The 13814-nt window shown below is 42.7% G+C and carries 13 protein-coding genes and 2 pseudogenes; 4 read left to right on the forward strand and 11 right to left on the reverse strand.

The window, feature by feature from the left end; genetic code table 11:
* Window positions 1-34 precede the first annotated feature (34 nt).
* On the reverse strand, window positions 35-1444 hold the full coding sequence (gene gnd, locus M313_RS0115795; RefSeq protein WP_010197545.1) for an NADP-dependent phosphogluconate dehydrogenase: 1410 nt from the start codon (window positions 1442-1444) through the stop codon (window positions 35-37).
* A gap of 139 nt (window positions 1445-1583) precedes the next feature.
* Complete coding sequence (locus tag M313_RS23830) at window positions 1584-2228, reverse strand: DUF1836 domain-containing protein (RefSeq protein WP_010197547.1); 645 nt, start codon at window positions 2226-2228, stop codon at window positions 1584-1586.
* Window positions 2229-2397: 169 nt separating this feature from the next.
* Between M313_RS23830 and htpX the strand changes: the two genes are divergently transcribed.
* On the forward strand, window positions 2398-3276 hold the full coding sequence (gene htpX, locus M313_RS0115805) for a protease HtpX (protein WP_010197548.1): 879 nt from the start codon (window positions 2398-2400) through the stop codon (window positions 3274-3276).
* 215 nt (window positions 3277-3491) lie between these two features.
* Here the strand turns inward: htpX and M313_RS0115815 are convergent, their stop codons facing one another.
* The gene (locus M313_RS0115815) at window positions 3492-3749 is read right to left on the reverse strand and encodes a GlsB/YeaQ/YmgE family stress response membrane protein (protein WP_010197550.1); all 258 of its coding nucleotides are present in this window, start codon (window positions 3747-3749) and stop codon (window positions 3492-3494) included.
* A 159-nt stretch (window positions 3750-3908) separates the two neighbouring features.
* On the opposite strand from M313_RS0115815, the gene M313_RS0115820 reads away from it, so the two are divergent.
* Window positions 3909-4379 carry an SRPBCC family protein gene (locus M313_RS0115820; RefSeq protein ID WP_010197551.1) on the forward strand — a complete coding sequence of 157 codons (471 nt, stop codon included), beginning with the start codon at window positions 3909-3911 and terminating at the stop codon, window positions 4377-4379.
* Window positions 4380-4427: 48 nt separating this feature from the next.
* Complete coding sequence (locus M313_RS0115825) at window positions 4428-5006, forward strand: VanZ family protein (protein ID WP_010197552.1); 579 nt, start codon at window positions 4428-4430, stop codon at window positions 5004-5006.
* A 196-nt stretch (window positions 5007-5202) separates the two neighbouring features.
* Here the strand turns inward: M313_RS0115825 and nfsA are convergent.
* The 4 genes and pseudogenes from nfsA to ccmA form a co-directional block, all read right to left on the reverse strand.
* Window positions 5203-5954, reverse strand: a pseudogene (nfsA, locus tag M313_RS23835) (oxygen-insensitive NADPH nitroreductase).
* A 61-nt stretch (window positions 5955-6015) separates the two neighbouring features.
* On the reverse strand, window positions 6016-6651 hold the full coding sequence (locus tag M313_RS0115835) for a TetR/AcrR family transcriptional regulator (RefSeq protein ID WP_010197554.1): 636 nt from the start codon (window positions 6649-6651) through the stop codon (window positions 6016-6018).
* 24 nt (window positions 6652-6675) lie between these two features.
* On the reverse strand, window positions 6676-7686 hold the full coding sequence (locus M313_RS0115840; RefSeq protein ID WP_010197555.1) for an ABC transporter permease: 1011 nt from the start codon (window positions 7684-7686) through the stop codon (window positions 6676-6678).
* On the reverse strand, window positions 7683-8408 hold the full coding sequence (ccmA, locus tag M313_RS0115845; RefSeq protein ID WP_010197557.1) for a heme ABC exporter ATP-binding protein CcmA: 726 nt from the start codon (window positions 8406-8408) through the stop codon (window positions 7683-7685). The genes M313_RS0115840 and ccmA overlap by 4 nt, the downstream gene beginning before the upstream one ends.
* A 187-nt stretch (window positions 8409-8595) precedes the next feature.
* Between ccmA and M313_RS0115850 the strand changes: the two genes are divergently transcribed.
* Window positions 8596-9912, forward strand: coding sequence for a short-chain fatty acid transporter (locus M313_RS0115850; RefSeq protein WP_010197559.1), 1317 nt, complete (start codon window positions 8596-8598; stop codon window positions 9910-9912).
* Window positions 9913-9962: 50 nt separating this feature from the next.
* On the opposite strand, the gene M313_RS0115855 is transcribed toward M313_RS0115850, so the two are convergent.
* The 4 genes and pseudogenes from M313_RS0115855 to M313_RS0115870 form a co-directional block, all read right to left on the reverse strand.
* Entirely contained in the window at window positions 9963-10493 is a 531-nt protein-coding gene (locus M313_RS0115855; RefSeq protein WP_010197562.1) for a hypothetical protein, read from the reverse strand.
* 1 nt (window position 10494) lies between these two features.
* Window positions 10495-10968, reverse strand: a complete 474-nt coding sequence (locus tag M313_RS0115860; RefSeq protein WP_029326559.1) for a hypothetical protein — start codon at window positions 10966-10968, stop codon at window positions 10495-10497.
* A gap of 305 nt (window positions 10969-11273) precedes the next feature.
* A pseudogene (locus tag M313_RS23840) lies at window positions 11274-12726 on the reverse strand (sucrose-6-phosphate hydrolase).
* 15 nt (window positions 12727-12741) lie between these two features.
* Complete coding sequence (locus M313_RS0115870) at window positions 12742-13686, reverse strand: carbohydrate kinase family protein (protein WP_010197568.1); 945 nt, start codon at window positions 13684-13686, stop codon at window positions 12742-12744.
* Between the last annotated feature and the right edge of the window lie 128 nt (window positions 13687-13814).

Here is a 13814-nt window from a genome sequence, read left to right on the forward strand (position 1 = left end):
GAAACCATAGATTGGTCTAAATCTCATCTATATCTTACTTCATCCACTCCGTATGGAAAGTCCCTTCCTTGTCCACACGTTGATACGTATGAGCACCGAAGTAGTCGCGCTGCGCTTGGATTAAGTTTGCAGGCAACGTCTCAGAGCGGTAGCTGTCATAGTATGCAAGCGCGCTTGAGAAGGATGGTACAGGTACGCCGTGCTGGATCGCAACGCCAAGGATTTCGCGAAGGCCGCCTTGGTAGCTTTCCACGATTTCTTTGAAGTATGGGTCAAGCAATAGGTTTGCAAGACCAGCTTCACGGTCGTATGCTTCTTTAATTTTTTGCAAGAATTGGGCACGGATGATGCAACCGCCGCGGAAAATCATCGCGATCTCGCCGTATTTCAGGTCCCAACCGTACTCTTCAGATGCTGCACGCAATTGTGCAAATCCTTGAGCGTAAGAGCAGATTTTGCTCATATAAAGTGCTTTACGCACGCTCTCGATGAATGCCTCTTTGTCTCCCGTAAAGCCAACTGCTTCTGGTCCGCGAAGGATGCCGCTTGCTTTTACGCGCTCTTCTTTCATCGCAGAGATGAAGCGTGCGAATACGGATTCTGTGATGATTGGAAGTGGAACTCCCAAGTCTAATGCGCTCTTGCTTGTCCATTTACCAGTACCTTTTTGTCCAGCTGTATCAAGGATAACATCTACAAGTGGCTTGCCTGTTTCGTCGTCCACTTTTGTGAAGATGTCTGCTGTGATTTCGATCAGGTAGCTGTCCAGCTCGCCTTTATTCCACTCGGAGAACACTTCGTGAAGCTCTTGAGCCGAAAGACCAAGTACATTCTTCAACAAGAAATACGCTTCACTAATAAGTTGCATATCGCCGTACTCGATTCCGTTATGCACCATTTTCACATAGTGTCCGGCACCGTCTGGACCGATGTAGGTGCAGCATGCGTCGCCTTCTACTTTTGCAGAAATGCTTTTCAAGATGTCTTCTACAAGTTCATAAGCTTCTCTCTGTCCGCCAGGCATGATAGAAGGTCCTTTTAGTGCTCCCTCTTCCCCACCTGAAACACCTGTCCCGATGAAGTTTAAGCCAAGCTCGCCAAGTTCCTTGTTACGACGGATTGTATCTGTGTAAAGCGTGTTTCCACCATCAATCAGGATGTCACCTTTATCAAGATAAGGTTTTAATGAGTCGATTGTTGCATCCGTAGGTCCGCCTGCTTTTACCATCAGTAAAATTTTGCGAGGGGATTCTAGTGATTGAACGAATTCTTCGATGCTGTATGTACCTTTGAAGTTTCTTCCTTCTGTTTCTTGAAGAAATTCTTCTGTTTTTTCCGGGGAACGGTTGAATACGGAAACGGAATAACCTCTGCTCTCAATGTTCATTGCCAGGTTTTTTCCCATCACCGCTAAACCGATAACGCCGATTTGTTGCTTTGCCATAATATAAAAACTTCCCTTCTTCAAGGTAATTTATTTCGCGATAGTCCGCATTGAAAATACCATATTAAGCCCAGTCAAATCAAGCTTTAAACCTATTATAACCTAACTTCCACAAGTGAAGCGTTTACATGCAATAAACTTATTCTTTTCCGTTTTCCCCCATCACATACCGTTGTGCCCAAGCTTTCAAAAAATTAGTTCGAACAGCGAGCGTCGCCACCATCATCGCATCAAAGATCTTCCCTTTATCTTCTAGAGGGAACCCTTCATCCTTTTCTAAAAATTGTTCAATTTCTCGTTTTATATTGCTTTCCGTTAGCAAATCAGTCTTCTGCATCAACTGCTCGTACAAACAAGCATATCCTTGATAAAATTTTAAAGGACTGATGATATCATCTTCCCGCTCCACCGGATTATTGAAAATAGAGCCAAGCACCTTCCTGATTGCTTCAAAATCAAGCAGTACTTTAAGGTCTTTGACAATAAAAAGCAATGCGGCCTGCTGAATGGAATATTTCCGACCAACTTGAGGGGCACCTATGTATTCTTTTATTTCACGTTTCACCCAATTTTTCAAAGCAGGCTCTGTATAATGGGCGCTTTCCAGCTGATTGCCGAGCCAAACGATATTGGACATCGTTAAGCCGACTTCATCTTTTTCTTTTTTAAAAGAAATATTTTGGAAACTTTTCGGCATGTCCTGCCTCTTTTCAACAGATAGCGTCCCTTGTTCCATCTTCACAAGAAACTCCGCCAACTCCATCCTGGACCACTCTTTTCCCATACCTTCACACACCCTCTTCTTCCGACATTCCTGCATTTATAGTAAAATGGTCAGCCGGTTTCGTCAAATAATGTCAGACACTTTCGTTGAAAAGTTAGACCATTCCATCTATAATAGAGTCAAGAGAGATAGAGGTTCATAAGACCTCAAAACATTCAGGAGGAGAAACATGGCAAAGCGTATATTCTTTTTTATTCTTACGAACGTACTTGTTTTAACAACGATTTCTATCATCTTTATGGTGACTGGTGCTGGAAACTATATTCAAGATGGCGGAATAAATTTTGGAGCACTTCTAGTATTTAGTGCCATTGTCGGTTTCACAGGTTCCTTCATTTCCTTATTGATGTCCCGTTGGATGGCTAAGAAAATGATGAATGTGAAGGTTATCGATCCAGATGGTCCGATGAATTCACAAGAGCGTCAAATTGTTGAAATGGTTCACCGCATGTCCCGTGCAGCTGGCATCACAAAAATGCCGGAAGTTGGAATTTACTACTCTCCAGAGGTTAACGCATTTGCTACAGGTCCTTCCAAGAACCGTTCATTAGTAGCTGTTTCTTCTGGTCTATTAGATGAAATGGACGAAGCCGCTGTTGAAGGTGTTATCGCCCATGAGGTTGCCCATATCGCCAATGGTGACATGGTAACCATGACATTATTACAAGGTGTTGTGAATACATTCGTTGTATTCTTGGCTCGTATCGCAGCTTTCATTGCGTCCCGTTTTGTAAAAGAAGAAATGGCACCGATTGTACATTTCATTGCCATTATCGTATTCCAAATCGCATTCTCGATCCTTGGAAGCATCGTCGTATTTGCCTTCTCCCGTTACCGTGAGTTCCACGCTGACCGTGGAGGCGCAGACCTTGCAGGTAAAGACAAAATGGTGCATGCATTGCGTTCTCTTCAGGCTTACACAAACCGTGTGACAGAAGAGAAAGATACTGCGATTGCATCTCTTAAAATTAACGGGAAGAGAAAGAGTTCTTTATTCTCTACTCACCCTGATTTAAATGAGCGTATCCGTCGTTTAGAAGCGAAATAAGCAATAAAAAGAGGCAGCCGGTTGGTTGCCTCTTTTTATTGCTTCCGTAAAGCCGTTGATCTCCGTTCCAGACGCTTCGCTTTCCATGGGCGGTCCGGGAGCCTCCTCAGGCTACGCCTTCCGGGGTCTCCCCTGTCCCTTCCTCCCATAGGAGTCTTCGCGCCTTCCACTACGATCAACTGGGATTTTCTTTAACACTATTTATTATCCTACTATTATGTTGCGCTTCTTAGTCCTCTTGAAATCAATGTTAACAAGAATACGAAGATAGCGGCACCGATAATTGCTGGGATGATGGCAAAGTCAGCAATGACAGGTCCTACAGAACCGAATAATCCGTGACCAATCCAAGCTCCCACTAAGCCTGCAAGCATAGCTCCTAAGATTCCCCCAGGCATACCACCCGGTGCGATGGCACTTCCGATCATTCCAATAACGATTGCTATAATAAGAGTAATTAATAATCCTAACATAATGTTTTCCTCCTCTAACTTTTATTAGTTCAACTTGTTATTGTGTATATTTCCGTCCAAAGAACTTTTTAAACTTCCCTATTCCAAATTCTCGCTAGTCCTTCCTTTTTCTGTGCTATTATTAAACAAAATACATGGTTTATGAGAGGAGCAATCACCTTGCCAGATATCCAGGATTCCGTCATCATTTCCAAGCCCGTGGAAGAGGTATTTTCTTATGCGGCCAATATGGACAACTCTTCTAAAATAATGCAAAATGTTGTAGCTATTGAAAAGTTAACAGAAGGGCCCTTACAGGTGGGTACCAAGTTTAAAGAAACCCGTGAAATTCGCGGGCGTCAAGCATCTTCTATCATTGAATTTATTGAATTCTTACCGAATGAGCGTTATGTGGTTCAGAGTGAAGCAAATGGCCTGAAGGTTATTTACCACTATGACTTCAAGCCAACAGTGGATGGCGGCACGAAGGTTCACTTTCAAGGGGACATCCATACTTCCGGCATCGTCATGAAGCTCACCAAACCTATTATCCGAAAGATCTTGATAAAAGAAGACGGCGATCACCTTTCTCAATTGAAAAAATTATTAGAAGGAACTGCCGAGGAAGAAGAAACGGAAACAGAAGAGTAATCGGGCGGTATACGACCCGGTTTTTTCTTTGAGCGGAGGTAGCACTTTTTGAAGAAAATATTTATTCCCATCCTAATGAGCATCGTCATTTTCACGATCTTCATTCCCCTCACAACTACTCTCACTACCTACTTGCATCCTGTTGTGTTGGTGGTACTCTTTTTTTGCTTGCTAGTTGTGAACCTAGCCATCTATTTATTTGTAACGAAACAGCAAGTCTTGATTAGAAAATCTCTTTTAATTGCCGCCTTTATTCTTTACACCCTTTCCCTGCTGGTTCTTCTATTCATGAGACCTAGCGAGCCTGCCTATGATAACAGTAATCTTGTTCCTTTTGAAACCATTTCTCTGTACCTCTCGGGCAATGCAGATTGGTTTGTTTCTTTCTATAACTTGGCTGCTAATGTAGGGTTGTTTGTACCATTTGGCGTTTTACTGGCATTTTTGACAAGACGCTTTTTGATTAGAACGTTCCTTCCTTTTGCCCTCATTTCTTGCATCGAAATTACCCAATTGCTCACCAATAGAGGCAGCCTGGATGTAGATGACCTGATTCTGAATGTATTTGGATTCTATATTGGTTACGCGTTGGTTCCTATAGTGAGGAAGATTATAAAAATAAAGTGAATGAAGTAACCTTGTTGATTGAAGTGGAAGGCGGGTAGACGCCCGCGGGAGGAAGGGACAGGTGAGACTCCGCAGGCAAGCCGAGGAGGCTCACGGACCGCCCGCAGGCAAGCGAAGCGCCTGGAACGGAAATCGACGATATCCTAAAAATGCAGCCCCGTTAACGCTAACGAGGCTGCATTCTATTTTTATTAATTTATTTCTTCGCAAATCCCTGCTTTTCCACAAACCCCTTCATATGCATACGCTTCGGTTCTCTCAACATACCTGCCATTTGACTCGTCCATGTGTCGGAACGCTTCCCCTGCGTACGGTCATGATAATAAGAAGAAATCTCTCGGTTGTAGTTTTCCAACTGCACCTTAAAGACCTGTTCATCCTGCTGATACCCCTCTTCATGGTACACATTCTCCATCGGCAAGCGCGGTTTCACTCCGGTATCTTGAGCTGGGTAGCCTACTGTGAGGCCGAATAAAGGAATAGTATTTGCCGGCATTTTCAAGAGCTCTGCCACTTCTTCAATATTTGTCCGAAGTCCCCCGATATAACAGATGCCAAGACCCATAGACTCTGCAGCAACAGAAGCGTTCTGTGCGGCAAGCGATGCATCAATAACTGCCACCATGAACTTTTCGGTGCTCTCGATAGATGATGTAACATCTGACCCTTCCATTTCCCCAATTAATGCATGGCGGTGGAAATCCGCGCAGAACACGAAGAAATGCCCGTTATCCTCTACATAGGATTGATTTCCTGCAAGCTCAGCCAACCGTTTTTTCTTTCGCCTTATCTTTTACTCCAATAATAGAGTAGGCTTGAACAAAACTTGACGTGGAAGCAGCTTGAGCGCTTTTTACGATTTGTTTTTATCTGTTCTTCTGATAAGCTTTTATCTTCAAATTTTCGAACGGAGCGATGAGAAAGTATGGTTTCAATTGTCTGATTCACGATGGTCCCTCCTGTGGTCTTTTTTTTCATTGTACACATGGAGGATATCTATTTTCCACTTTCACCGCTCCGTTTGTTTTTTCCCCGGACTTAAACCGTCCATTAAAAAGGAAATAGCCTCTTCTAATTCTTGATTAAAATCTTGTTTTTGATCAAGAAACCGTTGAGTAAATATTGTTCCGGCAATAGTCGATATAGTAAAGCGGATAATGGTTTCAGGAGGAAGCTTTTTCAACTCCCCCTTATCTTGGAAATGCACGACTACATTTGTAAAGTTTGGAAGAATGACTTCTTTGAAGAGGTTGAAATAAGGTTTTTGAAACTCTTCATGGAACGCGACTTCCTGGATGAAAATTTTTAGGATCGGGAAATTCTGTTTAATAAATTCATAACGATTGTATGCCAGTTTTCTGAGGAACTCCTCATAGCTGTCATACTCTCCCTCCAATACTTCCTTGGAGAAGGATTTCACAAAATGCGGTGCGACAAACTTCGCAACCGTTGGAGAAACGATGGAAAGGAGCAATTCCTTCTTCGTTTTGTAATGTCTGAATATGGTCCCCTCTGCAACTCCGGCCTTTTTTGCTATTTCATTGGTGGAAGTAGCCGCATACCCTTTCTCTGCAAAAGTATCAATGGCTGCCTCCATTATTTTACGATGTTTTTCGCTCATTTTTTTCTCTTCTTGATTGCCCATGCTTGCTCCTTTCCGTATGAAGCCTTAGGTCGGTCTGTATTTTTTCAAAGCTTTAATGTTTAATACGATAAATAAAAGAGAGAATCCAAATAGCAATAGAATATAACTATAAATCTCTTCTATTCCTTTCCCTCTAATCATAATATCCTTCATCGCTTCTCCTGCATAGGTTAAAGGCATCACCAAACTTACTTTTTGAAGCCAAGAAGGCATAGCTTCAATGGAAAACAAGCCGGAAAAGAATACTTGTGGAACAACAACCAGCGGAATGAATTGAATCATTTGTAACTCATTTCTTGCAAATGCAGACAACAAAGTTCCAAGTGTCAACGCAGTAATGGCGACAGTGAAGGTAACTAAAAGAATGGATAGTATATTTCCTGCCATTTGGATATCTAAAATGTAAATAGTAAAAAAGACGATGATGCTAGACTGAATGAGCGTAAATATTCCAAAACCCGCTACATACCCGACCACAAGCTCCCATCTCTTAATTGGTGTAGCCATCAGCCGCTCTAAAGTTCCACTCGTCCTTTCTCGCAGAAAGGATACACCCGCAATTAAAAAGACGAAAAAGAAAACGAAGAATACAATAAGAAAAGGACCGATATTATCAAACATCTCCATTGACTCTGATCCATATGCATACTCTACTTCAAATGGTAGTTCCTTGTTTTCGTCAGGCTGGGTCAACTTTTGCAGCTTGAGCAGAATCATTTTGTTCACAGATGGATCGCTTCCCTCTAACACTATTTTTTCCTTTGTAAGAAGCGCATCGATTTCCGACTCTGCTATTCTTCCCAAGCCCTCCTCTTCACTGTCGACTACTATTAGTTCCAGATTTTCATCTTCAAAATGTTGCACTAATGTTTGAACCTCTTCCGCCACTCCAATCTCAATATTCGGCTCCTGATCGGCAAAAACCACATTCATTAGAGCCAATATGAGCATAGGTGCAATTATCATTAAGCCTAGTGTTCTTTTATCTCGGAAAAACTGACGTAATATTCGAATGATCACAGCAGTTACTCTCATACGGTCGCACCCCCAAAAGTCAAAAATGCATCTTCCATACTAGTTGTACCTGTCTTTCTTTGCAGTTCCTCTGTACTGCCTACCGCGAGCAGCTCTCCCTCTCTAATCATTGCAAGACGATCACATTTTTGGGCTTCATCCATTACATGTGTAGTAACAAGTACGGTGGTACCTGCTTTGCTCAGTGCCTTAAGTTCCTGCCAAATAGACTTCCTAAGCAGAGGATCAATACCTACAGTAGGTTCATCTAAAATGAGAATCTCCGGGTTGTGGAGAAGTGAGATTGCAAGTGAGAGTCTTCGTTTCATCCCACCTGAGAATTGCTGCACAGGTTTGTTGAGATGCTCGCTTAGGTTTACAAGCTCCATCACTTCATGGATGCGCTTCTTCCTATCGATTCTATTTAATTTATAAAGAGATGAAAAAAATTGGAGGTTCTCCTGTGCAGTCAAATCCTGGTACAGAGCATCTGATTGTGCCATATAACCAATTTTCTCAGAGAGTGATAAAGTAGGCATCTTACGTGTAAGCACCTCTACCTCCCCATTATTAATAGGCTGAAGGCCAGCTATTGCTTTCACTAATGTTGTCTTTCCTGCACCTGATGGGCCTAAAAAACCAAAGATTTCCCCTTTACTTATAGATAAATTGATATCTTTCAACACTTCTTGCTTTCCAAAAGAAATAGATAGATTAGATACTTTACAAACTTCATTGTTCATTGATTTACCCCTCCTTAAAAGTGAGTGATTACTCACTTTTTATTACAACATACTGGATACACAACCTTTCTGTCAAGAAAATTTGTATATTGGACTACCACTAAAAAAGAAGGAATATATTTATAAGTAGAGAAATGTAAAGGAGGGATGGGATTATTTCGACAAAAAACTTATTGGGGGGATATGCGTGATTTCATTTTTTAATCGATTAATGCAACGTTATTTACCGGATCCTTTCTTATTCGTTATTATCTTAACGCTTGTGGTATTCGGGCTTGGACTCATTTTTACTGACAGCAGTCCTGCCGATATGGTACAGCATTGGGGCGGCGGCTTCTGGGGATTGCTAGCTTTCTCTATGCAAATGGTACTTGTTTTGGTAACAGGACATGTATTGGCAAGCAGCCCAATTTTCAAAAGATTTCTTGGTGCGTTGGCTTCAACGGCCAAATCTCCTGGAAGTGCCATCATTATCGTTACGGTCGTCTCCATTATCGCAAGCTGGATTAACTGGGGCTTCGGATTGGTTATTGGGGCTTTGTTTGCAAAAGAGCTTGCAAAAAGGGTTCAAAATGTGGATTATAGGCTTATAATTGCAAGCGCTTACAGTGGATTTATTGTTTGGCACGGTGGTTTCTCTGGTTCCATTCCACTTACCATTGCGACAGAAGGTCATTTTGCCGAAGATATGATTGGGATCATTTCCACCGATCAGACCATCTTTGCACCATTTAACCTAATCATTCTTGCTACACTTTTTGTGACTTTACCAATATTAAACCGTTTGATGATGCCTTCAAAGGATGAAACGATTACAGTTGATCCTGCGATATTGGAGGATGCATCAAGTTTGCAGGCAGCCACGGTAGAAACGTCAGCTATGACACCTGCTGAGCGTCTTGAAAATAGCTGGGTTCTCTCACTGATAGTATCTGTTCTCGGACTAGTATTTTTGTTTTACTATTTTGCAGGAAACGGATTTAAATTGAATTTGGATATTGTCAATTTCCTATTCCTGTTCTTAGGAATTCTGTTCCACTGGCGTCCGAAGTACTTCCTTGAGGCTGTAACCAATGCGGTAAAAGGTGCAAGCGGCATTATCATCCAGTTCCCTTTCTATGCGGGAATAATGGGCATGATGACCTTGTCCGGCCTTGCTGCAGTCATGTCGGAATCATTTGTTAACATATCAAATGAACACACGTTTCATTTCTTCGCTTTCCTTAGTGCCGGAATTGTGAACTTCTTTGTTCCATCCGGTGGCGGACAGTGGGCGGTTCAAGCTCCTGTCATGTTAGATGCAGCGCAAACCATGGATGTTTCCGTGGCAAGAACCGCTCTTGCAGTCGCTTGGGGGGATGCATGGACAAATCTGATTCAACCGTTCTGGGCATTGCCGGCTCTTGCAATCGCTGGCTTAAAGGCGAAAGACATCATGGGCTTTTGTGTGATTGTTCTGTTCGTCAGCGGAACCATTATTTCGTTGGCTTTCCTGCTTCTTTAAAAGACCGGGTACGTGCCGGGCACAAAACGAAAATACCCTCTGCACTAAGGTCATTGGTGTGGGGGGTATTTTTCTGGGAGCTTTGTGATTTTCATGATATAGAGATACAGGATGAGCGTAATCGTTTGGATGTAAAAATAGAATGGATAGGAATAAATAAACACATACCCCTCTTTATAATGAAAGACGCCAAGATATGTAGCGATCCCCTCCGTAAACATCGCAATGATTGACCACATTACTATATAAAGCATATTAAAATAGCCTTTAATTTTGAGGTAGCTGTGCAAGTAGAAGAACAGGTAACCATACGGGCCGTACTGGATATAGGAAAGAAAATCAAACAGTTCAAAATACGAACTGTCATTTACATCGTAAAAATCAAAAGGCGGGATGCTGATGGTGTGATCAAACACGATGCCGCTATTGACCCCAATGATAATAAATAGAAGAGATAACGGTAACGGAAATCTTTTTGGCAAATAGAAAATGAGTGCGTAGCCGGCAAGCAAAGAAACGATAATGAACCATTCATTAGAGTTAAAATAAAAATCATAGTTGATAGTGGGTGTTGGTTCCAACTTAAATGTTCACCATCCCTTCTTCTGCTAACGATCGGCGGTAAAATGTTGAAATTCCTAAGGCAAGCAGGAGGTAACCTGCAGACACCACAAGTGAGATGAAAAATGACCACATATGGTAGTGAATGATGGAGAAATGGATAGCCAACGCCTCGGTCAACAAAATAACGATTAATGTGAACAAGCCTCCCGTAACCTTTTTGCCAATTGACTTCGTGAATACTCCATTAACGAAAATGAGCAATATCAATGGAAAAATAATATTCCTTTGCAACCAAAAGCATATAAACAAATGCGGTTCCTTGCTGTACATAATAAGACTTAAATTCATACTGATCATCGTCAGCACGCATTTGTTGATAAAAAGGAAAAACAAGAAGAGCATAAGATTTTCTATGAATAGCAGACGCTTCTTTTGGAAAAAGAAAAAGGTCGCAATAAACCAGGTGAGTATGAGGTAGATTACTAATTCCATTGTGTGCGCCTCCTTATTCATTGCGGGGGTGACGGGACCTTTTACCTATTTAAAAAACAAAAAGAGAAGCCGTATTTTATACTTCGGCTTCTCTTTAGCATTCCAAATAGTTGTTATCTAATACATTTCAAGAGTTTAAAGGGCATTAGAATTGGGGGTTCAGTGACTATGAGAGATAATGAAGACCATTTCACGCTGGTTTTTCGGCTGAAAGTGTCTTCATCCAACCTATGAAGACAATCACAGACTGTTTTTTCTGTTGAGAGTGTCTTCATCCGACACCGACTCCGATAAAACCGACTAATTTAACCTTCCAACTCCCAAACTCTCAACTCTCCAATCTTACCAACACCGGACAACGTTATCCTCTCATGGGCAGGTCCATCCGGGAAAATCCGTGCAGTAAATACCTCTTCTCCACCGTTCAAAAACACCTCTACAGAAGAAGTATCCAAATACGCTCGTAGCTCAGACAATTCCTGCAAACTACAGCTTCTACTTTCCCATTCACCTGTAACAAAACTTTTACGAAGAAGGGAGAAAACCCTCTCAGAAGCGTCAAATTTCAACTGGACAGTATCACTCAGATCCATCTCAAATGAGCCCACATTCTTTTCAAAAGAAAGGTTCATCTCAAATGCAGCACTTCGCATATCAAAGTTCACTTCTTCATGTTCGTTAGAAAGTCGCACATTCTTAGCTGCAAGCAGAGCAGTCTTTCTTAAATTTTTCAGCTCTTCCACCGGCACCTGCAACAACTTCCCATCCACCCATTTCAATTCACGCGGCAAGGTTAAGGCATGCAACCACTTGTGGGCAATAGTCGGATGCTTATCCTCGTCTTGCTCAGGTACGCCCATCCAGCCGACCATCAGACGGCGGCCCTGCTCATCCAAGGTGGTTTGGGGGGCATAGAATTCAAAGCCTCGATCCAGTTCGACAAAATCACCGTGTTCGAATACCCCGCTCTCGTAATCAAGCTCCCCAACAAAATAGCCCGCCTGGTACACGTTTTGATATTTCATACCTTCCGCTTCCAAGCCTTGAGGAGAAGCGACCAAGACGTCGACACCATCAAGTTCGAACAAATCAGGGCACTCCCACATATAGCCGAAGTCCCCCAAACCATTCATTCCAGATCCTGCGATAGCACCAAGATGCTGCCACTCCTTTAAATCAGATGACTTCAAAAGTGCCACTTTCCCTGTCAGGTTCTCACTTTGTGCTCCAACGACCATGTACCAGTCCGCACCCTTTTTCCACACTTTCGGATCACGGAAATGAGCAGTATATCCTTCAGGCAACTCCACTACTGGACCTTTTTTATCAAATGTAACGCCATCTTCTGAAACGGCCATGCACTGGTAGGTTTCACGGTTTCCATCTGCATCTTTCACATTTCCTGTGTAAAAGAGGACCATCTTCCCGTCATGCTCGACGGCACTTCCAGAGTAGCATCCATTCTTCTCAAACCATTCGCTTGGAGCCAAGGCTATCGGCTCATGTTTCCAATTCATGAGATCTTCCGAGGAATAATGTCCCCAAAATTTAGCTCCATGGCCTGTTTTGAACGGCATCCATTGATAGAAAAGGTGATAAGTGCCGTTCCACTGGATAAAGCCGTTCGGATCATTCAATAAGCCGACAGGTGGCATGAGGTGATAGCGTAATCGGTACGAGTCGCCCTCGACAACCTCTTTATTTTTTTTCTACTTCTTCCTCTGCAAGTCTAATAAGCTCTTGCTCTCTTTCTGTCATAAAAGAAAAACTCCTTTATTTTGCTAAAATTGATCGAACCTGCTCTAATGTTGGGAGAGCTGTCATTGCACCTTTTTCAGAGGCAGCAAGCGATCCGGAAACACTAGCGAAAGTCGCCATTTCCACTGCTTTTTTAAGAGTAATAGAGGTAATATTCCCTTCCCACTCGTTTGCCGTATAGAGAATTCCGGAGACAAAGGCATCTCCTGCTCCTGTTGTGTCTACTGTTGTCACTTTGCGTGCCGGCACATGTTGATGGCCTTCACGAGTGAAGACATAACTGCCTTCTGAACCAAGTGTCACAAGTAAAAGAGGAATGTCGTACTTCGCAAGCTTTTCCGCGCCTTTTTCGATATCCTTTTCACTCGTGATAAACTCCAGCTCTTCCTCGGATATTTTTAAAATATCGGCATATGGAAGCATGGAAATAATCTGTTCTTTTGCCGCTTCCTTACTGTCCCATAGCCCAAGGCGTAAATTCGGGTCATAGGAGACTGTCAGGCCTTTTTCTTTAGCAAGCTTCACCGCTTTGATGGTGGCACTTCTTGTTGGCTCGCTGATTAGAGAGATGGAGCCGAAATGCAGGATTTTATTTTCATCAAAAAGCTTTTCGTCTATTTCTTCTTTTGTTAGAAAGCGGTCGGCACTTGGGTTGATGTAGAAATCAAAGCTGCGTTCTCCATTTTCTAATGTGACGAAAACGACACCTGTGCGGATATCATCGGTTAACAGCATGGAGCTTGTGTTAACTTCGTAGTCCTCCAGGGTCTTTTTCAGGAACCTTCCGAGCACGTCGTTTCCTACTTTTCCGATAAAAGTGGATTTTGCTTCTAGGCGCGCCACACCGACCGCTACGTTTGCCGGTGCTCCCCCTGGGCTTTTTTGAAAGCTGATATTGTCCGGGTCAAGCGGGATGAAGTCTATTAACGCTTCTCCTAGTGAGATGATTCCTTTTTTCATGGGATGGCCCTCCTTTTACACTATGAATTAGATATACTCCCTGATTCCTTTCGTTCTGGGAGTTCGCTTTCCGCGGGGCGTGTGCTTGAGCCTCCTCGCTGCGCTGTGGGGTCTCAAGCTACCGCTAC

Source organism: Bacillus sp. m3-13 (assembly GCF_000175075.1).
GTDB lineage: Bacteria > Bacillota > Bacilli > Bacillales > Bacillaceae_I > Sutcliffiella_A > Sutcliffiella_A horikoshii_C.

Bases quoted from the DNA above. Each gene is read 5' to 3' on its own strand.
- gnd (WP_010197545.1), bottom strand. From the start codon at position 1,444: ATGGCAAAGCAACAAATCGGCGTTATCGGTTTAGCGGTGATGGGAAAA.
- M313_RS23830 (WP_010197547.1), bottom strand. From the start codon at position 2,228: ATGGGAAAAGAGTGGTCCAGGATGGAGTTGGCGGAGTTTCTTGTGAAG.
- htpX (WP_010197548.1), top strand. From the start codon at position 2,398: ATGGCAAAGCGTATATTCTTTTTTATTCTTACGAACGTACTTGTTTTA.
- M313_RS0115815 (WP_010197550.1), bottom strand. From the start codon at position 3,749: ATGTTAGGATTATTAATTACTCTTATTATAGCAATCGTTATTGGAATG.
- M313_RS0115835 (WP_010197554.1), bottom strand. From the start codon at position 6,651: ATGGGCAATCAAGAAGAGAAAAAAATGAGCGAAAAACATCGTAAAATA.
- M313_RS0115840 (WP_010197555.1), bottom strand. From the start codon at position 7,686: ATGAGAGTAACTGCTGTGATCATTCGAATATTACGTCAGTTTTTCCGA.
- ccmA (WP_010197557.1), bottom strand. From the start codon at position 8,408: ATGAACAATGAAGTTTGTAAAGTATCTAATCTATCTATTTCTTTTGGA.
- M313_RS0115860 (WP_029326559.1), bottom strand. From the start codon at position 10,968: ATGGAATTAGTAATCTACCTCATACTCACCTGGTTTATTGCGACCTTT.
- M313_RS0115870 (WP_010197568.1), bottom strand. From the start codon at position 13,686: ATGAAAAAAGGAATCATCTCACTAGGAGAAGCGTTAATAGACTTCATC.